We start from the raw sequence: 25047 nt of genomic DNA, 5'->3' as shown, positions 1-25047 counted from the left end.
TAACCCATGACCATCAACCGTGAACGCCTTGCTGCCCTTGCCGCAGAACCCCATTGCAATGGGGGAAGGTATCGAAACCTGGAGCCGGTGCCCCGCCACGGCCTGGGGGATTTCCTGCGCTGGCAATTGGCGCCAGGCCGCCGCTTCCCGCAGGGTAAACGCTTCACGCTGCTACGCCCGGATGGCCATTTGCTGGCAAAGCCACCCCAAAAGCCACAACTGGTCTGGCTGGGGCACTCGTCTTTCCTGTTCCAGCATCGGGGCCTGAACGTGCTGACCGACCCGGTATTGTCAGACCGTGCCAGCCCTTTCCAGTTGATCGGGCCAAAGCGGCACACACCGCCGGCCCTGACCGTGGCAGACATGCCGCCTATCCACCTGGTATTGATCTCACACAATCACTACGACCACCTGGACGAAGCAACCGTGCGCCAGTTGCACCGGCGCTTCGGGACACACCTGCGCTTTTGTATTCCCATGGGCTTGCGCCCCTGGTTTGAAAAACGCGGCATCCATAACCTGGTAGAACTGGGCTGGTGGCAGTCTGACCGTATAGCCGACGATCAGGAGGTGTTCTGCCTGCCAGCCCAGCACTTCAGCGGCCGCACCGCAACGGACACCAACACCACGCTCTGGTGTAGCTGGCTTCTGGAAATCGACGATTTCCGTCTCTATTTCGCCGGGGACACCGGCTACGGCGGAATATTCAGGCATATCGGCGAGCTGTTCTCACCCATTGATCTGGCGCTGCTACCGATCGGCGCTTACGACCCGCGCTGGTTCATGGCCCCGGTGCACGTGGCACCGGAAGAGGCGGTCAGGATTCATCAGGACATTGGCGCCCGCCAATCCGTCGCCATGCATTGGGGCACCTTCGTACTCACTGATGAGCCCATGGATGAGCCACCACGGCGACTGCGGCTGGCGCTGGAGAGACAAGGGTTGAGCGAATCGGAGTTTCGGGTAATGCAACATGGAGAAGTCTGGTCGCCAACGTAGCCTCCCTAAGAACCGTCGTCAGCTCTCTGCTGTTTCTGCTCTGCGTCAAGCAACGCTCGCTTTCTCTCCAAGCCCCAACGATACCCACCAAGCCCGCCATCACCCCGCAACACCCTGTGACAGGGAATCAGTACGCCTATCCGGTTTTTGCCGCAGGCAGAGGCCACGGCCCGCACCGCTTTGGGCTTGTCGATCTTCGCGGCCAATTCGCTATAGCTAAGCACATCGCCTTCCCGGATGCTCAACAGGAATTGCCACACCTTCATCTGAAAAGCCGTCCCTCGCATATCCAGCGGCAGATCCGGCCTCGGGGCGCCTTGGCTGATGTGTTGATCCAAAGCCTCCACCCAGGCATCAAGCTCCGGGGCATTCCGGGCCGGTGACGCCCTCACTTCGGCCTTGGGGAATTCCGTTTTCAGACCACTCACCAACGAGGACTCACTGTCACCAAACTGGACAAAACAGACGCCCCTATCCGTTGCGGCCATGGCCATCAAGCCCAGAGAGGTGGGTCGACAAGCGTAGACGATGACCTCACCCTCCCCCCCGGCCCGATAGGCCCTGGGCGGCATTCCAATATTGCGGTGCGCTTCCCCATATACCCGGCTGACGGAACCAAACCCAGAGGCAAAGATCGCATCCGTGACCTTATCGCCATTTTTCAGGGATTGCTTGAAGTAGCGCATCCGCACCGCGTCCTGATAGGCTTTGGGAGAAACGCCAAACGCTTCTTTGAATTGCCTTTGTAACCGCGTGGGAGAAAGCCCAACAATAGCCGCCAAGCCTGCCAGCGTCAGAGGCTCGTCTGCGTGCGTTTCAATATAATGTGCGATTCTTACCAGTCGGGTCATTCGTGAATCCCCCTCCTGGCGGTCGTCCCCGGATTCCAGGACAGCCCGCATCTCCTGCTCCACTGGCAACGGCATGTCATTCCCCTATATTCGCCAAGCTCAGGGCTATTACAACGGACAATGCCAGGCGTTTCCATCCGATTCTTGCCCTGTTACTCCTTGCCAAGCCAGCCGACGTTTACTGGCCCGTCCTCTCGCATCGGGAAACAACAAAAATCAGGCTCTTGGGATCGGCATTTCCTGCAGTTGGTGCCAGCATCCGGGAAACGCCTAAACCCGCCTCACTGAATAACCGGCTCCAGTCGTCCAGTGTCCGAACATAAAGAGGAGACGGTTCACCGAAATCGCCGGGCAAGTCGGCCCAGGTACCTTCCCGCCAACCGCTCTTGGCCACCTCGTTTCCGCTGAACATCATCGGGTGCAGTGTCTGGATAATCAACACGCCGCCTGGGGTCAGCATTTGAGGGACAGACATAACGCATCGGCGCACAGTTTCGTCGCCAAACAGTGAAAAGTTACAGACGACCAAGTCAAATATTCCAAGCCCCAACTTAGCGAGATCAGACTGATCTCCAACCACATAATGCCCCTTGCGATGCTCTTGGGCGTATTCGATTAGCTCGCGGGATGCATCCACGCCGACGGCACGAAAACCGGACCCGGTCAGTAAATCCACTAACCAGCCCTCTCCGCATCCCACATCCAGGACCCGAGAGTTCGGCTGAACATGGTCATTGATTGCGGCAAGCAAAGCGTCACGCGACGCCACGCCCGGCGCACGGATTCCGTGATCCCGAACGGCATCAATCCAGGCCCTCCCGTTCTCATCCCATGCCTGGACAATCAACTTTTCATAGAGATCTGGGGTCTTCTTGAGGGACATCAGGGGCTCCGCGGCGCTTCAAATGCCCCATTGTAACCTGCAGCAACGACTCCAGCGGTGCTGCAGTGACGAATGGCAAACAAGCCTCTCTAGCCCTGCCAGATGCCAAGCATCGCTCCTAGTCCCAAAACCAGGCTACCCCCCACTTCCCCAAGTATCAGCAGCACCATGAATACCCCAGTCATCCAGGGCGGTAGAAGTCGCTTCCCCAAGCGGTGAGGGCGGCGCAGTTGGTTGTCGGTGTCCTGAAGCAGGCCATGGAGGATATAGGTGCCGATGGCAAACGCGAAAAACGCTAAGGCCGAGACAGCCGCCACAACGTTAACCCAGTCCGCAAAAACACTGCGGGCGCTGAACGCAGCCAACAGCAGTGCCGCAAAGCTGTAAAGTAGTGAACTGCGGTGAGCGATGTCGACATAGGTCGGCGACGAAGCGTCCTCGCTTCGGGCCATGTGCCGGTATTTCCAGATGCCAGTGAGAAGCCCCGCCATGAAGAACAGGAACGCCGCTGAAAGACAGATCTTTTCGGCCAGAGACATACATTTACTCCTTGGTTATAGTTGTGAGGCTGAAGTATGCCGGACAAGCTCCGGTACAACTTGTACGTTTGGGCTATTCGATGACACAGGAAAAACGCATCTGGCTGGCGCATGACCGGGCTCTGTTCCTGGGTGAGCTCCCTCCGGCAAGAATGCACGCACATGCCGCGCCGGTGCTCTTGATTGGCCTGAGTGGCCCCATCACGCTGCATTTCCCGGATGGTCGCCGTGAGACCTGCCACAGCGCCCTGGTGAATGCCGATGTGAAGCACGGGCTGGATAGCGGAGGTGAGTACATAGCCTCCCTCTACCTGGAACCGGATGCGCCGGAGACCCGACTCCTGAAAGCAGGGTGGCTGAGTGATCGCCCGCTGGTGTTCGACCCAATCCCCTCTCCCGCGCGGCCGAGAAGTCTGGAGCGAAGGCTGCAATCCTTTGACATGTCCCAACTCCTCCCCGCGTCGGCGCTTGGGCACCGAGCCGAGCTGGACAACCGCATTGCCCGAAGCCTTGACTACTTGCGGGAAGCGGGAGACCAACCCTTCAACCGCGCCAATCTGGCCAACCAGGTGCACTTATCGGAATCGCGATTCAACCATCTTTTCCGGGAGGAAGTGGGCATCAGTTTCCGGCGTTACCGAAGCTGGTCGCGCCTGCGTTCCGTGTTCTACCACGTAGCGAAGGACCAGTCGCTCACCGAGGCAGCCCTTAGCGCGGGCCTGCACGACTCTGCACACCTCAGCCGGATGTTTCAGGATATGATTGGCATCGCGCCGTCACGGGTGCTTCATGGCCTGCAAGGGTTGCAGGTTCTGCGTTAACGCCCGAAGAGGAACCTGCATTCCTGGAAAATGGCAGAGCTGACCGGCCATCGGAGGGTTGGCACCCACTTCGCCGAACTCGTGGGCAACCATGCGCCCCTTTTAAAGCATCACACCTCATTCGCCTTACGATACTGCCCCCGATAATCAAATATCCGCTCCTGGACCTGCCAATAATGCTTCTGCTTACGGGCAATCACAAAATCCGGTGCCGGCAACAGAGCTTGCAACTCTAGTACCTCCTCCGCCTTACCGAAGGTTTTCGGAGCCTGGCCGTTAGCAAATCTGCGGCCGAACAGTTTGTTAAACACGTGGCGCTGTGCTGGCTTGCTGAAATCAAACGACTCGCCAAGCTCCTCCCCATCCTCACCGTGGTAGGTCATCTTCAGCTTGCTTCCGCCAAGGCCCAGGGTGATACCGGCGCAACGAATCACCATGGCATCTTTGAGTTTCAGGGCATCCCTTAGCTGATCGTCCGGGTCGATAATCGCTTTGTGACAGTGCCCGCAGTTGCGGGCTGCAATATCGTTCTCGCCCCCACAGTGGGGGCACTCCTTGAAGCGAAAACGGTAGTCGCATTGCAAGGCACGCGCGCTCTCCCCCTCCACGGGCTCCAGCAGCCCTTGGCAACGGCGCCCGTAATGCTCAATTACCCGGCCGTCGCTGTCGGTTTTGCCCCAGAAGATGTTTGCAAACCCACAGCCCGGGCAGAACACCTGCACCGGTTCACTGTCTGGATTCGGTTTCGGCTCCCCAACCTCCGGGTGATGAAGGTTCACTTGGTTGCCGGCGTAATCAATCACCAGGCAATCCTTTTTGCCCTCATCCAGGCGAAGACCACGGCCCACCATCTGCTGATACAGGCTCACCGACTGGGTAGGGCGAAGAATGGCGATCAGGTCCACATGGGGCGCATCGAAACCCGTGGTGAGCACAGACACATTCACCAGGTACTTTAGCTGCCGCTGCTTGAAGCGCTGAATCAGCAGGTCCCGATCTTTCTGGTCGGTGGCGCCGGTCACCAGGGCGGTTTGGCTCTCCGGCAGATAGCCGGTGATCTCCCGCGCATGCTCTACCGTTGCAGCGAAAACCATCACGCCCTGGCGGTCCGCGGCCAGTTCCACCACCTGCTCAATGATGGCGCGGGTCACTCGCTTGTGTTTGCTCAGCAGCTGATTGACGTCTTTCTCGGCGTATTCGCCAAAGCGGTCCTGAGCCAGCGACGAGAAATCGTATTGCGCCACCGCTGCATTCACCAACTCCGGCCGGGTGAGATAGCCGCGGTTGATCATGTAGCTTAGCGGCAGCTCGTAGATGCAGCGCTGAAAGGGCTTGTCATCTTCACTGCGAACAAAACCCCGGTAGTGATAGCGATAGATCCAGCCCATGGCCAGGCGATAGGGCGTCGCGGTCAGCCCAAGTACTTTGAGGGAGTCGTTCTGCTGTTTTAGTAACTCAATGATTTGTTGATACTGGCTGGTTTCCTCACCGCTGACCCGGTGGCACTCGTCAATGATCACCAACGAGTACTCATCCCGGAACTGATCCAGGTTCGCAGCTACCGACTGCACACTGGCAAAGGTGACCTGATGCTGGCTCTCCTTGCGCTTCAGCCCGGCGGAGAAGATGCCACCGGCTAACCCATACCCCTCGTATTTGGAATGGTTCTGCTCCACCAGCTCTTTGACGTGCGTGAGTACGAGAATCTTACGGCGAGCAAGGCGGGCCAGTTCGGCAATCACCAGGCTTTTGCCGGCGCCGGTAGGCAGCACGATCACGGCAGATTCGTCCGATTTGCGGAAATGATTCAGCGTGGCATCGACAGCTTCCTGCTGGTAGGGGCGAAGGTGTGTGAGCAAAAGACTTAAACCTCTTTACTGCATTTATTCAGTATCGATTCAAAAATACCCCAATAACCTCCCAAGAGTCAGCGCACCAATCCATACAAACAAAGACAACGCCACCCCCACTCGCACAGGAAAAGGCATTTTCGCCATCAGAGGCAGGTTCTCCACATCCCGGCGCTTCAATACCTTACCCAGTATCAAAGCATTCGATACGCCCAACACCACCAGCGCGATCTTGGCCTGGAACAGCCACGAACCCGCGTAGTCCGCGGCTGCCGTGGCAAATAGCAGCAGCCCGCAAACAATCGCCAACACCAGGCCCATCGCCGATGTTATTCGAAGTACATCGACGAACATTGTCACGGGGTACCTGCGCCAAAGCCCCAGCAAACGCAGATCCAGCGGCACGATACCGCCAACCAGCATTGCAACCCCGAGAATATGCCCGGCGTTTACCAACGGGTACATGAACGTGGAATTACGCAAGGCCGAGACCAAAGCCAACTCCTGGATGAGGCTCAACGCCGGTTCAATCATCCCCGGGCTCAGGAAGCACGGCCAGGGTAAAGATTGAAGTCCTGACCGTCGATCACAACGCGCTCGGCCTTCACTAACCGTTCACCCTCCCGGGCCGAACGGTGACCATGCACGGTAATCTCCCGCCCCTCGCTCAACATTTCCCTGGTCAGTCCAACCCGCTCATTACGCCAGGGCTGACCCACTTCCACCACCCAATCCTCACCATCCGCGCGTATCGTCACCTCGCCATGGGGATTCCCGAGGCGCACCGATTGGATAACACCAGTGATTTCGAATTCCTCATCTGTGGCCCAGGCCCAACCGTGATGTGCCTGAGCTGTCGAGGTGGCCAGAAATACAGCAAACACGGCAGTACTCAGCAGAAAGATGAAACGAAGCTGAGGCATGATTAGTCCTCCTGTCGCGATAGTGTCAAAGCAATCACTCAGGTTTTACATCAACCTATTGAGCAAATACGAGGATGCCCTGTCACCAGACTAGGACAGATTCCCCAGCAAAGCAGCACGGAAGACTTCGGTTCCCCGGATTGGCCCCAAAACATAAGTAACCAAAGGTTATTTACATGCCGAAAGCGCCGGCGTATATTAAATAACCACAGTTCACTTAAATGGAGAAGAGCATGTCATACGTGATTATCACCGGCGCCAGCGCCGGAATTGGTGAGTGTTTCGCCCGAGCACTGGCATCCGAAAAACAAAACCTGATTCTGGTAGCCCGTCGGGAAGAGCGCCTTAACACGCTGGCTGCCGAGTTGAAGCAACAGCACGGAATAGACGCCATTGTTCTGAAAGCCGATCTGGCAAACCAAGCAGGCACCGATGCACTGGCCCAGCAACTGAACGATGGCGGCTGGGCCCTCAATGGCCTGATCAACAACGCCGGGTTTGGCGATCGTGGTGCCTTTGCCGACATCGAGCTTGAACGGCAACTGGCTATGATCCAGGTGAACGTTACCTCCCTCGTCTCCCTCACCTGGCAGTTGTTGCCGGCGCTGCGCAAGCAGCCAGGCAGCTTTGTAATTAACGTAGCGTCTCTGGCGGCGTTCCAAGCCGGCCCCAATATGGCCATCTACTACGCCACCAAGGCCTTCGTACTCTCCTTCTCCGAGGCACTGCATGAGGAGCTAAAGGGCTCAGGCGTTGCCGTCAGTACGCTGTGCCCGGGTGCCACAGAGTCGGAATTTGCCCAGGAAGCCCACATGACCAACACCAAACTGTTTAAAGCCGGCACCATGTCCGCTGAAGCGGTGGTCAAGAAGTCCCTTGCCCAGCGCCGAAAAGCCATCGTGATTCCCGGGCTGCGTAACCTGCTGATGGTATGGTCTGGTAAACTCTCGCCCCGGGCCGTAACACGGCGCCTGGCCGGCTGGCTACAAGCCTGAACGCGGCCAACAAACGAGTGATTTGAGGTGGTTTTGAAGTACAGACTATGCGGTGGTAAACAGCGCGCCCGTTCCGAGTCGGATAAGGCGCTGCGGGAACAACAGATACTCAATGCGGCGGAAGACCTGTTTCTGGAGCATCGGTTCCATGGCGTCACGCTGGCAGACGTGGCCCGGGAAACCGGGGTCACCAAAGCCGCCCTGTACCGTTATTTCCGCAGCAAGGAGCTACTGTTCATTGCGGTGTACCGCCGAGCCATGTCGGACTGGGTGTCAGAAGTGGAAGCCTCCGGCCCGGCAGGTTTCCCGGAGCGGTTTGTTGATCACATTCTGGCTCATCCCGTATTCTGCGGCCTGACCGCAATCCTGCACATTGCCCTGGAAACCGGCCTGAGCGAAGACGAAGCCCGGGAGTTCAAACTCTTCCTTCTGGCTCAAACCCGCCGCATCAGCACGATTATCGGGGCAGCTACCGGCCAGGAAGAAGCCGCCTGCCTGCGGTACCTGATGCAATGCCAGCAGGCGCTGATCGGCAGTTGGCACATGTGCCACCCACCGGAGCCGGCCCGCAAGGCCATGCAGAAAGAACCGCTGACCGTGTTCCAACTGGAGTTTTCAGACACCCTAAGGCAACACCTGGGCGTTTTGACCAAGGCATTTATTGCGTAACAAATCGGAGGTTCGATTGTCAGGTTTATCGTACACCTAACTACCAGGGAGGACCTGACATGAACCAACGCATCACACTGATTGCTACCTTCTGGCTCCTGGCCAGCATGGCCTGGGCTGCTGAACCGCCCGTTTACACCGGCCTGTTGAGCAATACTGGCGCCGGAGGGTACGACACCGTGGGCTATTTCACACAGGGCAAACCGGTCAAAGGCTCGCCCCGTTACACTGCAGAGTACCAGGGTGCGACCTGGCGTTTCGCCAATGCGGAAAATCTTGCACAGTTCAACGCCAACCCTGAAAAATTCGCACCGGCATACGGCGGCTATTGCGCCTGGGCTGTCAGCCAGGGCTACCTCGCCAAAGGCGACCCACAGCACTGGAGCATAAGGGACGGACGGTTGTTTCTGAACTACAACCAATCGGTACAGACGTCTTGGCTGGCGAACACCAACCAACTCATTCGCGAGGCCGATGCGAACTGGCCAGCCGTTCTGAAATAGGAGAAACGCATTGATGACCAACCACCTGCCCTTTTCCCAAGCCTGCGAAAACAACAAGGGCCCCATACTGGAAAGACTGCGCGAGGTCTTCAATGCACCGGGCACCGTGCTGGAAATAGGCACCGGCACCGGCCAGCACGCCGTGCATTTCGCAGCAGCCCTGCCCCACATACAGTGGCAGCCAACGGACCACCCCACGGCCGCGCACCTGGCTGTTTCCCGGCTGGAACAGGCTGCGTTGCCAAATATTCTCCCCATGCGAAAGCTGGACGTGGCCAACAGCCCATGGCCCACACGGGAATTCCGATGGGCGTTCTCCGCCAACACCGCCCACATCATGGCCTGGACAGAAGTGGAACAAATGTTCCAGGGCATCGGCGCAAGCCTGCCTGATGACGGCGCGTTTTGCCTGTATGGGCCGTTCAGGCACCAGGGCGAGTTCACCAGTGAAAGCAATCGGGCGTTTGACCAGTCACTCAGATCTCAGGCGCAACACATGGGCATCCGCGATATCGAGGATCTGTCTGCGCTGGCCAAGGCGGTGGGGTTGGTACTGCGGGAAGATTATGCAATGCCGGCAAACAACGAGATGCTGGTGTTTGTTCCAGTGCATGCGACCAGTATAAAACCGACAGACTGAGGATCAGGGGCTGTATCCGCGAATATGGGTTGTCGCGCGCCTAGTGGCTTGCCTTACTCACGACTTTCGGTGTTGCCGATTTACCGCGTTTACCAGCGAGAATACGATCTGCATCTAGTGAAGCAATCGGCACCCGGGTATCCCTCGGCACGTCACCACTCAGCTGCAATTCCAGATACCGCAACGCACAAACCCGCAGGAAGGATGTGAAATTGCCCAGATCATGGCCCGCATCAATGGACTCATGATAAAGCCGGGTGATCATCTGCGGCAGATTCATACCATCGCGCTCAGCCAGCTCCGACAGCACCTGCCAAAAGGCGTTTTCCATCCGCACACTGGTGACCATACCGTCAATTCGCAGGGAGTGGGTGCGGCTACCCCAAAGCTCCGAATCGGCGTTAATAAAGAGCTTGCACATAACGGCCTCCCCGAATGTGGTTGATGGCGCTTGAGGGTACTGAGGGGCCAGCGCCCTGGCCCCTGCTGCGTTACTGATCCAGCAACTTGAAGAACTGCGCGAGCCAGGCCGGATGGGCAGGCCACGCAGGTGCTGTTACCAGATTAGCATCGGTGACCGCCTGATCAACCTCGATACTGGCGAAGGTGCCGCCTGCGAGCTCAACCTCCGGTTGGCAGGCCGGATAGGCAGAGCATTTACGGCCCTCCAGAACCCCTGCTGCGGCCAGCAACTGAGCACCGTGGCAGATCGCCGCCACCGGCTTGTTGGCTTCAAAGAAATGGCGAACCAGCTTCTGCACATCCTGGTTAAGCCGCAGGTACTCCGGAGCACGGCCGCCGGGCACCACCAGCGCGTCGTAATCTGCCGGATTCAGTCCGTCAAAATCCGCATTCAAGGCGAACCGGTGGCCGGGCTTTTCAGTGTAGGTCTGGTCACCCTCGAAATCATGTATCGCCGTGGCGACCGTATCGCCCGCTTTCTTGTCCGGGCAGACGGCATGAACCGTATGGCCAACGGCCTGCAGTGCCTGGAACGGCACCATAGTTTCGTAGTCTTCGGTGAAATCACCGGTAATCATCAGAATCTTCTTCCCGCTCATGGCTGTCTCCTTGTGTTTGTATTGCCAGGTCAGGAAACATTAGCAGCGGTGGTGTCGGGGCGGGTATTAAGGGGTTACTACAGGTCTTAAAGCGGCAATCACAGCTTCAGCATCAGGTTCCTCGCACCAAACGCTGACCTACCTGGTATGGACTGACCAGGGTGTGGTCCAGAACTAACGTACATCGGGATAGCGCGGCTTCTTAACGGACTCGCATTCCTCAAAGGCATACCCCCTGGTACCACCGCCCTTGATCTGGTACTTGCCGAAACACGCCATACTTTCCCTATACCGCTGCATCTCCGCTTCATAATTGGCCATACGCTGCTCACGGGTCAGGCGCCCCTGACCCGGCTTCACCTCCTCCGGCAGGGTAGACACATTCTGCTGCGCCGGTACTTGTTCTGACTCCTCCAAGCGCTCTTTTTCCCGTCGCTGCTCACCCAACTCTCCTGCTACGCGTTGCAACGACTCAGCACGAGCTTCAGCCTGGCGCTGTTCTTCAGCAGAAGGTATGCGAACTGAAAGGTCGACAGACTCTCCTGACTGCTTGTGTTGTTCCGGAATGCGGTCTCCAAAGTGAACGTTGCCAGCATCATCTACCCATTTATAAACTTCAGCAGAGGCTGGTGGCAAAGGGGACATAAAGAACACGCAAAGCGGTAACATCGTCCTGCGAAACCACATAACAAAGTTCCTTTTTTGGCTTCTTGATATCTTCACCATAGCAAAAGGGAGATTGTTTAGCGTAACGCCCACCTACCAGATTAGCGGCCGCAAAGACCTGGACAAATCAAAGCCCAATTGCTGCCGCAACCCCATCGCCTCCGGAGCCACAAGCAACCAGCCCAACGCGCCCAGATTGGCCAACACCGCCAACCAGAACACAAACTGATAACTGCCTTTCCGCGTTTTGTGGCGGAAAACCTGCTGCGCCATGAGTGCACCGGGCCAACCGCAGCAGAGCTCAAAGAGGTGCAGCGTTTTCTCAGCGGTACGCTGGGCTCCTCGCTGGGCAGCCTTTTTGTCAATCCAGTACATGACAAACAGAACCAGACTCGCCCCGACGTAGGCGGCGGGGATCGAGACCGGCAGATAACCTTGATAGAACAGGCCAGCGAGCACACTGAAAAACGCCAGTACAACAGCGGCCGCCACCCAGACTCCCTGCGCAATGCTGGCACCCACCTTTGCTGCCCCAACATATTGGAACCGACCAGCCCTCAAACGGCCCTGGTCATCTTTCGTGGTGCTGAATGTCACCTTGCGATTAGCAACCGGCCGGCCCCGGCCTGCATAACTGCTGATGTGAGCAAACACACGCTCACCGCCACCCTCCGGCGAGATAAAACCAAAACCCTTGGCGTCATTCCAGGCAGTGAGCATTCCTTTCTGATTCAACGCGCTCACAAATACCGCCCGCCAGCCCCAATCGTCACCACAATCAGCCCAAGAATCAGGTTAGTCCCAACCAGCTTGCGAATCTGCCCCACCTGGCGCCCGCCCTCCTGAGGGTCCTGATTGGCCACTGCCTGTTTCAGCCGCCGGAAGGGGGCAAAGTAAACATGGGCGTAGATCAGGATCATCACAATACCCAGCGCCTGCATCACGTGGATATGCCAACCGGCACCGGCCATGCCGCCGAACACACTCAAAATCATCCAGTACCCGGTGACCAACAATAGAATCACCGCCGCCCATACCCACCGGAAAAACCGGGACAACGTGGCACACCAGAGCCCGCCTCGCTGGGAGGCATCAATCACCTCAACCACCGCAGGGCGCATAGCCATGTAGGCGAAAAACATACCGCCAACCCAGATTACGGCAGATAGGACATGCAGTGCGATGGCTAAACCCATAAAGCAACTCCTGGATGAGAAATTCGAGTGGTAAGTATAAGTTTAGCCCTCGCGAAACAACCCTAAAACAACGGAAGCGGTTGAGGACGATCGAGCCCGCCTATAGAGCATCAAGCTCTGCCCGGATAGTCTGATAAACTTCCTGGTTCCGGGATTCCAAAAACACCGCAAACTCAAAAGCGTTAAAGCCATGATAGTCCTTCCCCGGACTATCAATCGGCAGGCTTGGATCCACCCCCAACTCCAGAAGGGCGCGAAGATAACCCACATCGGCGTAAAGGACGGCCTCATGCACCGGAGCAAGCCCGTTGTGGTAGCCGTTTAACGGCTCTCCCCTTGCGGCAAAGTGTCGAAGTAACGCATAGCCACGGCGCGTCATGATGGAATCAGCATCGTGCCTATCCAACGAGGTGCCTACGAAATTGACCAAAGGTTGCGAACAGCCACCCATCGCCGTCATCGCTTTACCGCAGCGTTCATAGGGCCAGTCGAAATTGGTGAGAAGCCAGTAGGCCACCGCAGGCCGGATCGCCAGACTATTGAAATCCGAAGGGCTCCAGGGCACTTCGTCGGGGTCAAGAAGCGCTATGACTGTCAGCCCCCAGGCATCGGAACCGAAAGCCCAGGTGCGATAGAACATCGGGTACAGCGTCAGAGCAATCACCAGGCACCCGCCACATAGGGTGAGCGCCTTTTTGTGGCCCAGGAAATATTTGATAAGCACTTTGCTCCTCCTTGAGCATTTTATGTTTTGGCGGTTAGTTCTCTCCGCCAAAGGTATGCTGTGCTACACACAAGCATTTGGTACGATAGCCCCGCTTGCGTAAGGACTACGCGGCCTGACTGTAAGGGATTATGTATGAAAAGAACTGGCCCTAAATCCAGCATGAATCGGCACCAAAAAGTCCTGTGCGCCATTCTGCTGCCAATGGTCATCCTCTCGGTACCTCAGATCTTCGGCCCTAAAAATTTCTGTCCCGATTTAGAGGTTGCCAAGATTGCGCTGTACCTATCGGCATTTATCACCTTCTTGGTATCGCTCTGGGCGGGGTACCTGCTTCATACAGGAAAGATCACTCCGGATCCCCAATGGCATTCGTTTGGCCTTAGCAAAAAGTGCCTCACCTTCATAGGTTGCCCCTTGTTGCTCTGGATGATGTGCCACTTATCCTTCGGTTACACGATCCCGCGCATCTGGACGATGCTGAGTAGCGAGACCTTAACGGTAGCATACCAAGTCACAAAATACCGTGGCGGTGGTCGCCACTCGTGCAGCTATCAACTTGAGAACGATCAACTGGACCGAATGTATTTCCAAATCTGCGTGCCCAGAGATTTCTGGTATCGATTGCCAGATGGCCCGTTCATCGCAATGTTCAAAGTTGAGCAATCGCCTTTAGGAATGACATTCAAAGGGACTCGAGAAGACTGGATTGAACTAAACTTACCAACACACCTATCCAGCGATCGGTCGGCTCGTATCCAATAGTCAACGCCGAATTGACAGACAATACTCACATGCAAAAAACAAAACGCATCTACCTCGCAGGCCCGGAAGTCTTCTTCCCGGCGGAAGAACACCAGGCCATCGTCGCCGAGAAAAAACGCCTGCTCCGGAACGCCGGATTCGAAGGCGCCGACCCGCTGGACACAGCGCTCGAGTTTTCGGATGAGGAGGCAAAACACGAGCGTGGCCACCGGATATACCAGGCCAACCGCGAACTGATGGACAGCTGCGACGCCATCATTGCCAACCTCACACCGTTTCGCGGCATTAGCGCCGATCCGGGTACTGTGTTCGAGGTGGGTTACATGATCGGCCAGGGCAAGCCCGCCTTCGGGTTCACCCTGGACAGCCGGCTGTATCAGCAACGGGCGGGTGCAACCTGCCAGGACGAACTGGGCCACACCATTGAGGATTTCGAGATGAGCGATAACCTGATGATCGAGGGGGGAATCCGCGAATCCGGTGGCCAGCTGTTCGTGGCGCAGCAATCCGGCGAACACCGCTTTTTCTCGGCGGAGATGTTTAACCGCTGCGTAAGGGCGCTCGCCCATACCTGAACCAACTCTGGCAAGCCCAAGCTCTGGCGGGCTGTTAACGGCGCGACACGCCGGGCCCTCCACAACAACTACTCTTCAAGATCCTGAAACGCCGAGCGATGAAACTCCGCCGCTTGCTCCGCCTCTCTTACACCCACTTCCCGTATTTCGGGAGCATCGCCGCCCGCCAAGGTCTCCAGCACCGCATGAACGCCTTTAGAGAGCGAAGTCAGGTTGTAGCCGCCTTCCAGAACCATGGCTAGCCGACCGTCACAATGTTTGTCTGCAATATCCTGAACAATACGGGTGATCGCCCTGAACCCATCGTAGGTCAGGTTCAGCGCCATATCATTACGGTGGGGATCAAACCCGGCAGAAACCAGTACAAGGTCTGGCTCGAAGTAATCAGCCGCCGGGATCAAGATCTCTCGAAAGACCTTCTCGAAGGCAACGTCACCCGCGGACTCCGGCAGCGGAACGTTGATGGTGTAGCCCTCACCCAACCCCTCGCCCACATCCTCAAGATGACCAGAGCCAGGATAGAACGGCGCCGCACAATGGGTATCGAAGAAAAGCACATCCGGATCAGCCCAGAAAATATCCTGGGTGCCATTGCCATGGTGGGCATCCCAGTCGATGATCAAAATCCGTTCACAGCCCAGTTTGGCCTGAGCATGGGCCGCCGCAATGGCAACATTGTTCAGCAGACAGAAGCCACGGGCGCGTACCGGTTCCGCATGGTGGCCCGGCGGCCGCACCAGCGCGAAAGCGCTTTGGCACTCCCCCTTCACAACACTGGTTACAGCGGCAATGGCATTGCCAGACGCCGCCGTGGCAGCGCTGACGCTATCCGGCGACACCGCCGTGGTGTCCTTATCGAGCCAGGCGCGTTTACCCGCCATGGAAAAAATATGATCCAGATAAGACGTGGTGTGCACGCGTGCCAGCTGTTCATAGGTTGCTGCGGCCGCTCCACTGCAGAACTGAACGCCATCTATCGGGTGCTCGTCCAGGTACGCCTTGATGGCAGAGAGCCGCCCCGGATGTTCCGGATAACTCCACTTGAAATTCAGCCCCTCGAGAATCGACCTGACACGCTTCTCCACCCGGCTGGGCATAAAAGGCAAATCCACCTCCGGGTTGTGCCCGAGCATCACATCGTCGTAGAACACGTTTACGCTGCGATCGCCGATCATAAGCCCTTTCCTCTTCTCCCGCGTTCCCTATAACAAACCCTATGGCGAATGCCTTTCAACCACTCTAGCCACCACTAATAGCCTAGTCGCATAATTCGGCGCTATCGATAGCTTTCGATCAGAACTTTCCGCTGTGCCTGGAATTCCGGGCTCTGCATAATCGCATCAACCCTATCGATCACCTCCCTAGCGAACGGCAGTTCTCGCGAAACGCCAATGTGAAAAGGGATCTGGGAATTAGGGATAAAATCAACCTTCCGAACTTTCAGCTTGTTCGAATAGCCAAGTTGGCGAGCGGCGAATCGTGCATCTTCAGCAGGCTGCACCATAAAATCCCCGGCCTCTCGCAGCATCAGAAGGTGCATCATCGTATTCAGGTGTGGGCCCGGCACACGCGCCAGATAGCCGGGAATATTGTCTTCCTCCCATTTGGAACCCCTCTCGACAATCACCGTCAGACCGGACAAGTCAGCAAAGCTGGTTGCCGATTCAATCACATCGATATTGGGGTTTTCAGCCGAGTAGACCAGATGGCCGAAATCCTGCGTGAATAGCGGTAAAGCTGAAAAGATTGCATAGCCCTGTCGCTCCATTGAGGGATAGGTGAGAAGACCATCGGTAACGCCATGCCTGACGTTGTATTGTGCTCTCGACCAGGGCAAAACCACACTTTCCGTGGTGTATTCGGGGATAAAACTGAACGCCAGCTGCACCAGATCCGGAAACAACCCTGCAGCCCTTCCATCAGATGAGGAACTGTAAGGTGGGGACGCTTCGCTGAACGCAAAAGTCAGTATGCTGCTTCCCGCCGAGACACGGGGAAGCGCCAGCCATACAACCAGGAACACGAGGCATAACCGCGTCGCCATTTCTTTTAAGAGATACTTAATCACCAGGTTATCTCCGGTTCTACTGCTTTCCATAGACGGCTGTAAACCGGCTGAAACTTGATGAACCTGAACCGTTTTTCCAAACAGAATAAACAGGCAGGCTCACTGAAGTGGAATTATAGTGCAACCGCCAGGCCCATTGCTTGGCAAATGGCATGGTCAACATCCAGGTGGCCCATGGGGGAACTCAACAGCGCTCACATCCGCCACAAAGAACGGAAAATACTGGTCCGTATCAAAATGATTGCCCGCTTCCACACGTGTCGGCAAACGAAACCCGCCGAACAGCCGGAACTCAGAGAGATACCCGCCAAACGGTTGTAACCGGTGTTTCTTCTCGGGATTGGCGTTACTCCACCGCTGAAAACTGACCTCAACGGGCTGGCCGCTTGCCGACACTTTGATATCCACAGACTGTGACAGGCCGCGATACTCCACGGTAACCCGTGCCTTGTCAGTGTCCAGAACCTCCCAGGTAACGCCCGGGCCCGGCAACAACGCTGCAGGCGTCCAGAAAACGGCTTCGGTAACGTAGCGGCCGAACGCCGAGCGGGTGTGATCCGGGTCGCCGCCAAAGCGGGCAACAGGGAGCAACCCCATCAGCCAGAACCGCGTCCATCGCTGGCTGTCAGAACCCGACAGCCGCATCAGGCCGCGCCGCGCATGCATCTTCCAGACGAACCCGGAGGGCAGGGCCAACACCTGGGTTGCCTCGAAATCCAGATAATTGGGATTGCCCTTGTCACCCATGCCGAAGCGCCCCGCCATCCGGATGCGGGCGACCGTCGCAAGCGGCGTACCGGGTTCAATGGTATACAGAAAATATCGCCTTGCAGGCTCGGGAAGATCGGCAACCATCTCGGCGGCAAAGACCGGGGACTGTGCGAGCTGCGCACCCACCAGCTCGCGCATGGCTTTGCGGTCCGCCCAGTGGTCCAGCAGCCGCCAGGCCGACAAAACCAGCCCGGCCAGAATAAGTACCCCCAGCAAAATCACCGGATAACCTCCTCAACCGGCCGCCGGAGAGAGCGCGGCATCTGCGGGCCGTGGCCAATCCGCACAATCAGGTCCGGGCGCCGGCCACCAATTCCAATGGCGCGGGCAAATTCAGGGCGCAGTGTCGCCACCTCCACCGGCTGGTTAATAAACGCCGAACGCAGGCCCAGAGCTGCAGCCTGAAGGGCCAGGCGCTGGTAACACCGGCCCGCCTCAATCCAATGGGGAATGTCATCGGCCTCTGAATAGATGACGGCAATGGCGGAAGAACTGTGAATTTGCCGATGATCTCTTTTGTTCTGGTTTTTGGCAGAGAACGAACTCTTCATCGCCAGCAATCCGAGCCAACGGGGCACAGCCGGATTGCCCATAACCGGCCCGTACAACCCATCGCCGGAAAGCACCGCCTCCTTGCCGTTAAACCGAATCCAGGCTTTAAGCTCCCGAGCCCATTCAGGGTCTGCAAATTGGGCATCGTTGCCCTTGACGACATAATCTGCGACCAGCGCTTTTTGATCGGCATCGGTCATCAGAAGCACCGACACGCCATCACCCTGCCCCGCTACCTGAAGCTGCTCCAGCACTTCAGCCGCAAGCGGCACACCGTCATACTCTGAACGGCTGCACTGCCGCAGTGGAATCGCCTCGAAAAGCGCAGACTGCGCGGCCATAGCCTCTTCAAAATCAATCACCACCCCGGATGTCGATACATCGAACTGGCAACGCCCCTTTAACCCGACAGCTTGCGCTGCCAGCAGAAGATTCTCCGTGGCGCACCCCAGGCTGGCGTAAAGGTGGTGATCATCCGGGTCCACCGCCGGGCAACGCCTGGAAAGATCAGGCAACACCCGTATGCGGTTGGCGTCCAACTCGAATATCCAGGGCTGGGTATTGTGACTGGAGGCCGCTAAGGTGGCGTACCGCACCAACTCCCGATAGTCCTGAGGTGAGGCGCCAGGCGCACTGTGGCACCAGGTTTCGTTGACCCTATCTGAGTAGTTCATAGCGCCTCCTGGCTCCAATCCATGAAGTTTAGGCCGTGAACTTTGCATCGGCTAGCGCTGAGGGAGCCAGTCCGAAGTTCGAACGTTAACCATGTAACAAATTGTATATTTGTACATGTGTTCATTTTTATCCCGCGTCGGCCCTGATAGCCTCAAATCCGGGCGATAGCCCGTATCCACACAAAAACAATATGGATAAAAATACGCTATGTTAAAAACCTTCCGATACATTTCCCTGATGCTATTGGCATCTGTTCTGTTTCTCCCTCTTGCCGCGCACGCCGCAGCAGACACACTCGATTACGGGCTTTACTGGTTTGACGGCGACAACAATTCCGTCAAAGCGTTAGAGGCCGACGGCACAGTCAACAATGTACCACTCAAATTCTACGACCCGTCGAAACCGACCATCGTGCATTTCCACGGCTGGCAGCCGGGTTCCGCTACCCGCGGCGACGGCTACGACCGTGAAGACTTCCGCTTCGTCTGGGGCTCCGAAGACGTCATCACCTCCAGCCCCTGGAAGAGCAAAGGCTGGAACATCGCCTATTTTTATTGGGACCAGTTCGCCGATGAATCGGAGCTCAAAGATGCCGAGGCCAAAATGTGGACCGCCAACGGTCCTCGCGGCATGCGGTACCGCCTCAGTGACGGCAGCTACAGCACTCAGCATTCACCCAACAAGTCAGTCGGCGATATTGCCTTTGAGCAGGTGACCGCAGCACTGGCCGGCAACACCTCCTACTACGTTCGTCTGTCTGGCCACTCGCTGGGCAACCAATTGGCAACCATCGTGGCCGGCAAAATCAGCGATGCGATCTATGTCGGTGATGTTGGCGTGAACGTGATGGTTGATCGACTGGAACTGCTGGACCCGTTCTACTCAAAAGACGGCAAAAGCTACCTGGGCGATGCCAACGGTGACGGCAAACTGGACTGGACCGGTGAGCGAGTTCGGTGGATTGTTCAAGACCTGATCGAGCGCCACAACACGCCGGTAACGGCCTATTACTCAAGCAACATCAATGACCTGTGGATTGGTGACAAAAACCTGCAGCTGCGCGCCATGGTGGCTGAGATGTGGCACCGTTACTGGTACCTGGCCGATGAAGTAAACAAGCACAATCACGTTGTGCCGAATTACTTCCGCTCAATGGCCTCCGCGCCTCCAGAAGAAGTCACCATCAACTGGTGGGGTAACCGGACCCCTACCGGCAACGACGCCGCAAGCGCCAGTACCGATGACAGCCGGATTCTGGACATGATGGGCAACACGAATTACTGGGATCAGGTAGAAGGACGTTACACCGCTGACCCGGAAGACGACCAGTTCGAAATCAAGAATTACTGAGATCGACCTGGCCATAAAAACCGCGGGCTAGTCCTGCGGGTTTGATTCGTTGCGTTCAACCAAAGCGTTTTCCATCAGCATCACGGCTTGTTGATGCCGTTCAATCTCTTGCTGCCAATAATCCCGGGTCCGTTTATCCGGACACGGGTTGTCTCGGTTCCTAAATTCATTCGTGCGCTTGGCGCTGGCAACCTGAATAGCGCGTCGGCGATATTCATCGGGATTGTTTGGCACATCCAGATAGGCATTATTGCGCGCCTCATACAAGTCAATCATTTTGTCCGGATCCCGCGTATCGCAATGGGAATGGCGCTGGCGTTTGCAGGCTGCATGGGCTTTCTGGAACGTTTCTTCACGGCGCTTCTTCCGCTCCGCAATGTTTTTCTTCCACCTCACGTCACACTGCTCGGCTTGCGCCAAATCTTGTTGTCTTTTGACAATGGTTTGCTTGGCGGTGGGCAGAGCAATCGAACCGCCCCAGAGCTCTCCTTTCCGGAAGACTATGTAAGGCTCATCGGCCATGAACTGAATACGGTGCTCCGGTAATCCCTGCCCTAGGGCAGGGTCCGGCGCGACTTGAGTCTTCGCCGGGGTCGACGACCGGGTGTTGCGGATCTTTATCTCGCTTTGAGTGGAGGTGATCTCGCAGGGCATGGCTTGGTAGGCAACTTGACCGGAGCCCGTTTCGCATTTGTAGACCCCAGCGGAGGCGCTGACACCGAGCAGCGAGAGCGCGATCCCGAACACGAGCTGGGTGACCGGCGCGGTCCCTGAAACTGGAGTGAAAACGGCGGATAAAGCGTCGGGGCCTGACAGCATGGCTGCTTTCCTTGTGGTTGGGAGCGGGGACCCGGGCGGCGCCTTTCCGCCTCTATGTGTCGTCAAACATGGCTATTTTCGCCAACCATAGCAAAACCGCTTCCGATCGTCCCGGGCTCGGCCCACCCACGCGCCCTCATATGGAAACGATGGGATGGTTGTCACAAACCAGGAGCGCACTGGCCCATATTTGAATCGGCATTGGCAGACCCGGCCCTCAGAACCCTATAAACGACAGCCATAACGCGAAAAAAGCAGCTCCTATAATAAGTACCGCACCATGAACCACCAGGTTCCTCCGGGTAGTTGGAGCCGGCTTTGGCGGGAAGCTGAAGTAATCCTCACCAAACAACCCAACGCCGCAGCTCTCACAGTAATTCTTCGAGTAAGAAACACGCAACGCAGATGGCTCAAACTTTTTTCGGCAGCTGTAACAACTGGGTTTAAACATGTCGGGTCCAGGTACGTTTAAGATTTAATGAGGTCAACCCGTTCATTGACCTGCCAATCATTGTCGGTAATGGCTACACCACCCTTGGCAGTGACCTGTACCGTGTCACTTAGGCCAATACCCCACTCCCCAGGCAGGCGAAGACACAGGGGGAGGTGGAAAACCATGTTTTCCTCAAAGCGGCGGGTGAGACCGCGGGCAATGTAGCCGGTGCCTTCAACCCAGCTGGGAGGGAACTGCGCTCCTACTGAGTAGCCGAATACGCCAGAGAAAAATACTCGATCGGCATAGCGTGCCAGGGCCGCCTCGGCAGCCTGTGCTGCATCATCAAAGGTATTACCCGGGCACATAGTTTCTTTCAGGGCGGCATAGACGCATTGGCACACTTCCGCGATCTGGTGCATCTGAGCCGTGGCTCCGCCCGCTACAACAGTGCGCATCATCGGCGCGGTATAGCGCTGATAAGCTGAACCAAATTCAAGGAACACCGGATCCCCTGCCTCGATAACGGTGCGTTTATGATTGACGTGTATCACGCTGCTGCGCTGACCGCAGGTCACGATCGGCTGCAGGCTCATGAACTCGCTGCCCGCCGCGAGCAGTGCACGTGCACCCTCGGCAGCCACCTCATTGTCGGTAATGCCGGGCTCAATGATAGCTTCTGCAGCTCGTAGACCGATTGCGGTGATGCGTGCGCTCTCGCGCAGGCAGTTCAGTTCGGCCTCGCTTTTGACCAGACGCTGACTATCCAGCAATGCGCCGCCATCATGGTGAAAGCGTGCCTTGCCCAGACGGTTTAACAGGGGTTGAATGATGGCGTAGCGCAAACCGGCAGAATTCGCATCCAGGCCTATGTACTGGCAGGGTGACAGCAAGGCCAGCAAAGGCTCGATGACTTCACTGATATCCTCCCAGCGGTAACCAATGATTTCGTCGACCCTTGCGGTAACAACAGCCGGCCCAGTCTCAATCGACGGTACCTGCAGGACAACACGTTCCGCCGTGACCAACAACGCGGTATGCACGGAGACCTCAAAGGTATGATAGCCGGTTAGGTAGAAAATATCGGCAGGATCGGTCAACAGCAGGGCATCACGTCCGGCTTCAGTCATCAGAGCCCGGGTACGCGCCAAACGGAGACTTAATTCACCTGCCGGAAAGGGTAGCTCGCTGCCTTCCAGGGTGTCGGCTAAAGCCTGGCGGTAAGCGTGGAAATCCATAGTAGTCTCCAGAATCAATAAGGGACTACTTGAGTGTAGGCATAAAACGCCCTGCCCCTAAACCAGGATAATCGTTGAAAGGGCTTGAGGCCTCCCGAGGACTGCCAATTACACCCTAAGTCTACCGAATACCCTTCGATTGCAGCCACTGGCTGATCTGCGCCTGATTCATAGCACCGCTCTGACGGGCCACTTCCCGGCCATTCTGGAACAGGATCATTGTGGGTATGCTGCGAATGCCAAACTGCCCGGCAGGCCCCGGTGACTGTTCGGTGTTCAGCTTGGCAAAGCGCACTTTACCCTGCCAGGCTTTCGCCGCCTGCTCGAACTGTGGCGCCATCGCTTTGCAGGGGCCACACCAACTGGCCCAGAAATCCACCAATACCGGCACATCGCTGCGTCCGGTGTGTGCCGCAAACGACTGCTCCGTAAGATCCAGCACCTGGTCTGGCCAGAGAGCTTGTTTGCACGCACCGCAGTTGCCACCGGCAGACAGCTTGTCGGCCGGTACGCGATTCACTTTGTGGCAATGGGGACACACCAGGTGTCGAATGTCAGTCATGATTGGTCGGCCTCTGATTTGTCAGATGGTTGAATTAATCGGGTCAAATGGCCGGAAATCAAGCGGCGAGCGCCCCGGTTGGGCCGATGTACCGGCCGTGGCCAACAAGCACCTGTATGAAATCAAATCACCGCTGATTCTTCAGCCTGGGCCGGCGGCGCTGACGGATGGGCTAGATGCGTTGTGTGAGATTATTGATCAGACAAACACCTGATTGTCACCGGCCTTTCGATTCCCGATAGACCTCACACGCCTTGTCTCGCTCCCGAGCCAACCTGGGATCACTATTCCCCATAGCCGCAACCGTCGCCGCGTTGCACGCCTGACGGGCTTCCTCCAACCCGGAAAGCGTCGGGGCTGAGTCTATATTTGCAACAGTGGGTTTGAAAGACACAGCAGCATTGCAATACATATTCTGGATCTGAACCTGCCGCCAGTCGTCTGACGCAGACTGCCTCAATTCCGAACACAGCGCATGGAACAGCTGAGAAGCCTTCACGGTACACCCGGAAAACTGACTGATGTTTTGTCGATAATTCGAACAGATGCTTTCAGGGCGCACCCGCCACAACTGATGCTGATAGGAAACTGAAACACCCTCGTATTCGACAACGACCGGCGTAATCTCAAGGTTTCTGGTTTCATTGAAATGATTGGATACCCTCGACTGAACGGTATTCAGGTATGCGGAAAACACAAAACTTACAGGGTCCAAAATCTTGTACTCCAGAATAGATCCAAATCGAAGCTCAGGGGTCTCAAAAAATCAAAACCCAACTGCCGCCGCAAGCTCATCGTTTTCTGATTCAATGAATTTCTCCCTGTAAAGCCTTATATCGAGCACACGCCTTATCTCGGTCTCTCAAAAGACGCGGATCCTGATTGCCAATCGCGGCAGCTATCAGCGAATTACATTCCTGCCGTGCTAAAAACAATTCGGAGGGAGATTGATGAACACGCTGAACAACGCTATTGGAAGACGGCTCAGCAGGCCGAGCTGCTTGCTCAACTCGCGGTTCTGACACTCGTTTTGTACCTATTGCCATCGCCCCCGAAACGAAATTTGAATACGCGTTCACGCCGATCGCACCAACTCCCAACATCAACACCGGGAAAATCAGGATCTTGAGAAGCCCACTGCGTGACTCACGAGGTGCAACGCCATGGCGCTCAGATACCAGGCCTCTAACATGCCGAACATGGGCCCGATCAGTGGCAAATGATTCCTTAAGACGACCAGAGGCCACCTTTTCCAGAGCCTCTTTTACCTGATCAGGGCTCAGTACCGCCTCCTGCTTCGACTTGATATAGCTAACATAGCCCAACCCGCGGGTAACTTGGTCAGGCATCGGTGTCTTGAAGGTACTGTCCCCGACAAACACCACCACCGAATGCATCTGGTGATCATCAAATCCAAGCAAGGCCTGCAGCGTTTTTACATGCTTATAGTTCTGATGAAGTGGGTTCTGAAATTTATAGTTGGACCGGTAAATTTTCTGGGTCCAGAAACGTTGATGCGGGTTGCCGAAAATCCAGCCTTTCATATTCTTGGTTTCCACAACGAAGACGCCAAACTCTGACACCAGAACGTGGTCAATCTGGGTGGTGCCGTCGTCCGTCGTGGGGAGAGTAACGTTCTTGACCAGATGGTAGCGGGATTTGTCGAGCAGCAACCGCGCAGAAGCGTTGACGAGGAATTCCCCCGTCTTGCCCTTGAACCACGGCGTCCTGATCAGGCCCAAGATAATGAGCAGGAGAATCAGATACCAGAATTCAGAAAGCACGACCTGGAAGGTTGAACCAAAATCCATCACGCGAACATGAGGCTGTAAACCAAATTGTGTAACTGCCCACGACTGAGTAATCTTTTCAAAAGGATACCATCGTGGGTACACAAGTGGATCAAGAAAAACTCAAAG

Annotated in this window: 29 protein-coding genes; 9 read left to right on the top strand and 20 right to left on the bottom strand. The window is 56.5% G+C overall.

The window, feature by feature from the left end:
- The first annotated feature begins 6 nt into the window (after positions 1–6).
- Positions 7–999 carry an MBL fold metallo-hydrolase gene (locus J122_RS18935; RefSeq protein WP_061333685.1) on the top strand — a complete coding sequence of 331 codons (993 nt, stop codon included), beginning with the start codon at positions 7–9 and terminating at the stop codon, positions 997–999.
- 5 nt (positions 1000–1004) lie between these two features.
- Here J122_RS18935 and J122_RS18930 read toward each other — a convergent pair whose 3' ends face one another.
- The 3 genes from J122_RS18930 to J122_RS18920 form a co-directional block, all read right to left on the bottom strand.
- Positions 1005–1925, bottom strand: a complete 921-nt coding sequence (locus J122_RS18930; protein WP_082780650.1) for a bifunctional transcriptional activator/DNA repair enzyme AdaA — start codon at positions 1923–1925, stop codon at positions 1005–1007.
- 103 nt (positions 1926–2028) lie between these two features.
- Complete coding sequence (locus J122_RS18925; protein WP_061333683.1) at positions 2029–2733, bottom strand: class I SAM-dependent methyltransferase; 705 nt, start codon at positions 2731–2733, stop codon at positions 2029–2031.
- 89 nt (positions 2734–2822) lie between these two features.
- The gene (locus J122_RS18920) at positions 2823–3272 is read right to left on the bottom strand and encodes a hypothetical protein (RefSeq protein WP_061333681.1); all 450 of its coding nucleotides are present in this window, start codon (positions 3270–3272) and stop codon (positions 2823–2825) included.
- 80 nt (positions 3273–3352) lie between these two features.
- Between J122_RS18920 and J122_RS18915 the strand changes: the two genes are divergently transcribed.
- Positions 3353–4093, top strand: a complete 741-nt coding sequence (locus J122_RS18915) for an AraC family transcriptional regulator (protein ID WP_061333679.1) — start codon at positions 3353–3355, stop codon at positions 4091–4093.
- A 110-nt stretch (positions 4094–4203) separates the two neighbouring features.
- Here the strand turns inward: J122_RS18915 and J122_RS18910 are convergent, their stop codons facing one another.
- Genes J122_RS18910 through J122_RS18900 form a run of 3 tightly spaced genes read right to left on the bottom strand, consistent with a single transcriptional unit; the run spans position 4204 to position 6866 of the window.
- Positions 4204–5952 carry a DEAD/DEAH box helicase gene (locus J122_RS18910; protein ID WP_061333676.1) on the bottom strand — a complete coding sequence of 583 codons (1749 nt, stop codon included), beginning with the start codon at positions 5950–5952 and terminating at the stop codon, positions 4204–4206.
- A gap of 39 nt (positions 5953–5991) precedes the next feature.
- Entirely contained in the window at positions 5992–6477 is a 486-nt protein-coding gene (locus J122_RS18905; protein ID WP_061333675.1) for a hypothetical protein, read from the bottom strand.
- Positions 6478–6485: 8 nt separating this feature from the next.
- On the bottom strand, positions 6486–6866 hold the full coding sequence (locus J122_RS18900) for a DUF6152 family protein (protein ID WP_061333674.1): 381 nt from the start codon (positions 6864–6866) through the stop codon (positions 6486–6488).
- Between the two features lie 233 nt (positions 6867–7099).
- On the opposite strand from J122_RS18900, the gene J122_RS18895 reads away from it, so the two are divergent.
- From J122_RS18895 to J122_RS18880, 4 genes are read left to right on the top strand one after another with little or no spacing between them, the layout of a single operon-like run.
- A complete protein-coding gene (locus J122_RS18895; RefSeq protein WP_061333672.1) occupies positions 7100–7861 on the top strand; it encodes an SDR family NAD(P)-dependent oxidoreductase in 762 nt (253 codons plus the stop codon).
- A 27-nt stretch (positions 7862–7888) separates the two neighbouring features.
- Positions 7889–8530: a TetR family transcriptional regulator gene (locus J122_RS18890; RefSeq protein ID WP_061333671.1), complete on the top strand. Its 642-nt coding sequence runs from the start codon at positions 7889–7891 to the stop codon at positions 8528–8530.
- A 59-nt stretch (positions 8531–8589) separates the two neighbouring features.
- Positions 8590–9033 carry a YHS domain-containing (seleno)protein gene (locus tag J122_RS18885; RefSeq protein WP_061333669.1) on the top strand — a complete coding sequence of 148 codons (444 nt, stop codon included), beginning with the start codon at positions 8590–8592 and terminating at the stop codon, positions 9031–9033.
- 13 nt (positions 9034–9046) lie between these two features.
- The gene (locus tag J122_RS18880; protein ID WP_061333667.1) at positions 9047–9673 is read left to right on the top strand and encodes a DUF938 domain-containing protein; all 627 of its coding nucleotides are present in this window, start codon (positions 9047–9049) and stop codon (positions 9671–9673) included.
- A 40-nt stretch (positions 9674–9713) separates the two neighbouring features.
- Here J122_RS18880 and J122_RS18875 read toward each other — a convergent pair whose 3' ends face one another.
- The 6 genes from J122_RS18875 to J122_RS18850 all read right to left on the bottom strand — a co-directional run bounded on the left by J122_RS18875 (position 9714) and on the right by J122_RS18850 (position 13320).
- Positions 9714–10094, bottom strand: a complete 381-nt coding sequence (locus J122_RS18875) for a ribbon-helix-helix domain-containing protein (protein WP_061333665.1) — start codon at positions 10092–10094, stop codon at positions 9714–9716.
- 70 nt (positions 10095–10164) lie between these two features.
- Positions 10165–10734: a DJ-1/PfpI family protein gene (locus J122_RS18870; protein ID WP_061333663.1), complete on the bottom strand. Its 570-nt coding sequence runs from the start codon at positions 10732–10734 to the stop codon at positions 10165–10167.
- A gap of 174 nt (positions 10735–10908) precedes the next feature.
- Positions 10909–11421 (bottom strand): DUF4124 domain-containing protein, encoded by a 513-nt coding sequence (locus J122_RS18865; RefSeq protein WP_061333661.1) that lies wholly within the window; start codon positions 11419–11421, stop codon positions 10909–10911.
- Positions 11422–11493: 72 nt separating this feature from the next.
- On the bottom strand, positions 11494–12144 hold the full coding sequence (locus J122_RS18860; RefSeq protein WP_227510296.1) for a DUF1294 domain-containing protein: 651 nt from the start codon (positions 12142–12144) through the stop codon (positions 11494–11496).
- Positions 12141–12596: a CopD family protein gene (locus tag J122_RS18855; protein ID WP_061333659.1), complete on the bottom strand. Its 456-nt coding sequence runs from the start codon at positions 12594–12596 to the stop codon at positions 12141–12143. The genes J122_RS18860 and J122_RS18855 overlap by 4 nt, the downstream gene beginning before the upstream one ends.
- Positions 12597–12696: 100 nt before the next feature.
- Positions 12697–13320 (bottom strand): hypothetical protein, encoded by a 624-nt coding sequence (locus tag J122_RS18850; protein WP_061333657.1) that lies wholly within the window; start codon positions 13318–13320, stop codon positions 12697–12699.
- Positions 13321–13455: 135 nt separating this feature from the next.
- Here J122_RS18850 and J122_RS18845 point away from each other — a divergent pair, with 135 nt between their 5' ends.
- Positions 13456–14085 carry a hypothetical protein gene (locus tag J122_RS18845; RefSeq protein WP_061333655.1) on the top strand — a complete coding sequence of 210 codons (630 nt, stop codon included), beginning with the start codon at positions 13456–13458 and terminating at the stop codon, positions 14083–14085.
- A 29-nt stretch (positions 14086–14114) separates the two neighbouring features.
- The gene (locus J122_RS18840; protein ID WP_061333653.1) at positions 14115–14660 is read left to right on the top strand and encodes a nucleoside 2-deoxyribosyltransferase; all 546 of its coding nucleotides are present in this window, start codon (positions 14115–14117) and stop codon (positions 14658–14660) included.
- A gap of 68 nt (positions 14661–14728) precedes the next feature.
- Here the strand turns inward: J122_RS18840 and J122_RS18835 are convergent, their stop codons facing one another.
- The 4 genes from J122_RS18835 to J122_RS18820 all read right to left on the bottom strand — a co-directional run bounded on the left by J122_RS18835 (position 14729) and on the right by J122_RS18820 (position 18725).
- Positions 14729–15835 carry a histone deacetylase gene (locus J122_RS18835; protein ID WP_061333651.1) on the bottom strand — a complete coding sequence of 369 codons (1107 nt, stop codon included), beginning with the start codon at positions 15833–15835 and terminating at the stop codon, positions 14729–14731.
- A 101-nt stretch (positions 15836–15936) separates the two neighbouring features.
- A complete protein-coding gene (locus tag J122_RS18830) occupies positions 15937–16728 on the bottom strand; it encodes a substrate-binding periplasmic protein (protein ID WP_156471788.1) in 792 nt (263 codons plus the stop codon).
- 156 nt (positions 16729–16884) lie between these two features.
- Positions 16885–17721 (bottom strand): DUF6544 family protein, encoded by an 837-nt coding sequence (locus J122_RS18825; RefSeq protein WP_061333647.1) that lies wholly within the window; start codon positions 17719–17721, stop codon positions 16885–16887.
- Positions 17718–18725: an Acg family FMN-binding oxidoreductase gene (locus tag J122_RS18820; RefSeq protein WP_061333646.1), complete on the bottom strand. Its 1008-nt coding sequence runs from the start codon at positions 18723–18725 to the stop codon at positions 17718–17720. The genes J122_RS18825 and J122_RS18820 overlap by 4 nt, the downstream gene beginning before the upstream one ends.
- A gap of 208 nt (positions 18726–18933) precedes the next feature.
- On the opposite strand from J122_RS18820, the gene J122_RS18815 reads away from it, so the two are divergent.
- Positions 18934–20076, top strand: coding sequence for a hypothetical protein (locus J122_RS18815; protein ID WP_061333643.1), 1143 nt, complete (start codon positions 18934–18936; stop codon positions 20074–20076).
- Between the two features lie 27 nt (positions 20077–20103).
- Here the strand turns inward: J122_RS18815 and J122_RS18810 are convergent, their stop codons facing one another.
- The 4 genes from J122_RS18810 to J122_RS18785 form a co-directional block, all read right to left on the bottom strand.
- On the bottom strand, positions 20104–20895 hold the full coding sequence (locus J122_RS18810; RefSeq protein ID WP_061333641.1) for a DUF4124 domain-containing protein: 792 nt from the start codon (positions 20893–20895) through the stop codon (positions 20104–20106).
- 468 nt (positions 20896–21363) lie between these two features.
- Entirely contained in the window at positions 21364–22566 is a 1203-nt protein-coding gene (locus J122_RS18805) for a M24 family metallopeptidase (RefSeq protein ID WP_061333640.1), read from the bottom strand.
- 121 nt (positions 22567–22687) lie between these two features.
- Positions 22688–23128 carry a thioredoxin TrxC gene (gene trxC / locus J122_RS18800; protein WP_061333637.1) on the bottom strand — a complete coding sequence of 147 codons (441 nt, stop codon included), beginning with the start codon at positions 23126–23128 and terminating at the stop codon, positions 22688–22690.
- An 806-nt stretch (positions 23129–23934) separates the two neighbouring features.
- A complete protein-coding gene (locus J122_RS18785; RefSeq protein WP_061333630.1) occupies positions 23935–24939 on the bottom strand; it encodes a nuclease-related domain-containing protein in 1005 nt (334 codons plus the stop codon).
- Positions 24940–25047 lie beyond the last annotated feature (108 nt).

It is taken from the genome of Marinobacter excellens LAMA 842 (genome assembly GCF_001574445.1).
Taxonomy (GTDB): Bacteria; Pseudomonadota; Gammaproteobacteria; order Pseudomonadales; family Oleiphilaceae; genus Marinobacter; species Marinobacter shengliensis.
Note: the sequence above shows the minus strand (reverse complement) of the source record. Positions and strands in the feature narration are given on the sequence as shown.

Coding starts and splice junctions, on each gene's coding strand:
- J122_RS18935 (WP_061333685.1), top strand. CDS start 7: ATGACCATCAACCGTGAACGCCTTGCTGCCCTTGCCGCAGAACCCCAT.
- J122_RS18930 (WP_082780650.1), bottom strand. CDS start 1,925: ATGCCGTTGCCAGTGGAGCAGGAGATGCGGGCTGTCCTGGAATCCGGG.
- J122_RS18925 (WP_061333683.1), bottom strand. CDS start 2,733: ATGTCCCTCAAGAAGACCCCAGATCTCTATGAAAAGTTGATTGTCCAG.
- J122_RS18920 (WP_061333681.1), bottom strand. CDS start 3,272: ATGTCTCTGGCCGAAAAGATCTGTCTTTCAGCGGCGTTCCTGTTCTTC.
- J122_RS18915 (WP_061333679.1), top strand. CDS start 3,353: ATGACACAGGAAAAACGCATCTGGCTGGCGCATGACCGGGCTCTGTTC.
- J122_RS18905 (WP_061333675.1), bottom strand. CDS start 6,477: ATGATTGAACCGGCGTTGAGCCTCATCCAGGAGTTGGCTTTGGTCTCG.
- J122_RS18900 (WP_061333674.1), bottom strand. CDS start 6,866: ATGCCTCAGCTTCGTTTCATCTTTCTGCTGAGTACTGCCGTGTTTGCT.
- J122_RS18895 (WP_061333672.1), top strand. CDS start 7,100: ATGTCATACGTGATTATCACCGGCGCCAGCGCCGGAATTGGTGAGTGT.
- J122_RS18885 (WP_061333669.1), top strand. CDS start 8,590: ATGAACCAACGCATCACACTGATTGCTACCTTCTGGCTCCTGGCCAGC.
- J122_RS18880 (WP_061333667.1), top strand. CDS start 9,047: ATGACCAACCACCTGCCCTTTTCCCAAGCCTGCGAAAACAACAAGGGC.
- J122_RS18875 (WP_061333665.1), bottom strand. CDS start 10,094: ATGTGCAAGCTCTTTATTAACGCCGATTCGGAGCTTTGGGGTAGCCGC.
- J122_RS18870 (WP_061333663.1), bottom strand. CDS start 10,734: ATGAGCGGGAAGAAGATTCTGATGATTACCGGTGATTTCACCGAAGAC.
- J122_RS18865 (WP_061333661.1), bottom strand. CDS start 11,421: ATGTGGTTTCGCAGGACGATGTTACCGCTTTGCGTGTTCTTTATGTCC.
- J122_RS18855 (WP_061333659.1), bottom strand. CDS start 12,596: ATGGGTTTAGCCATCGCACTGCATGTCCTATCTGCCGTAATCTGGGTT.
- J122_RS18845 (WP_061333655.1), top strand. CDS start 13,456: ATGAAAAGAACTGGCCCTAAATCCAGCATGAATCGGCACCAAAAAGTC.
- J122_RS18840 (WP_061333653.1), top strand. CDS start 14,115: ATGCAAAAAACAAAACGCATCTACCTCGCAGGCCCGGAAGTCTTCTTC.
- J122_RS18835 (WP_061333651.1), bottom strand. CDS start 15,835: ATGATCGGCGATCGCAGCGTAAACGTGTTCTACGACGATGTGATGCTC.
- J122_RS18820 (WP_061333646.1), bottom strand. CDS start 18,725: ATGAACTACTCAGATAGGGTCAACGAAACCTGGTGCCACAGTGCGCCT.
- J122_RS18815 (WP_061333643.1), top strand. CDS start 18,934: ATGTTAAAAACCTTCCGATACATTTCCCTGATGCTATTGGCATCTGTT.
- J122_RS18810 (WP_061333641.1), bottom strand. CDS start 20,895: ATGCTGTCAGGCCCCGACGCTTTATCCGCCGTTTTCACTCCAGTTTCA.
- J122_RS18805 (WP_061333640.1), bottom strand. CDS start 22,566: ATGGATTTCCACGCTTACCGCCAGGCTTTAGCCGACACCCTGGAAGGC.
- trxC (WP_061333637.1), bottom strand. CDS start 23,128: ATGACTGACATTCGACACCTGGTGTGTCCCCATTGCCACAAAGTGAAT.
- J122_RS18785 (WP_061333630.1), bottom strand. CDS start 24,939: ATGGATTTTGGTTCAACCTTCCAGGTCGTGCTTTCTGAATTCTGGTAT.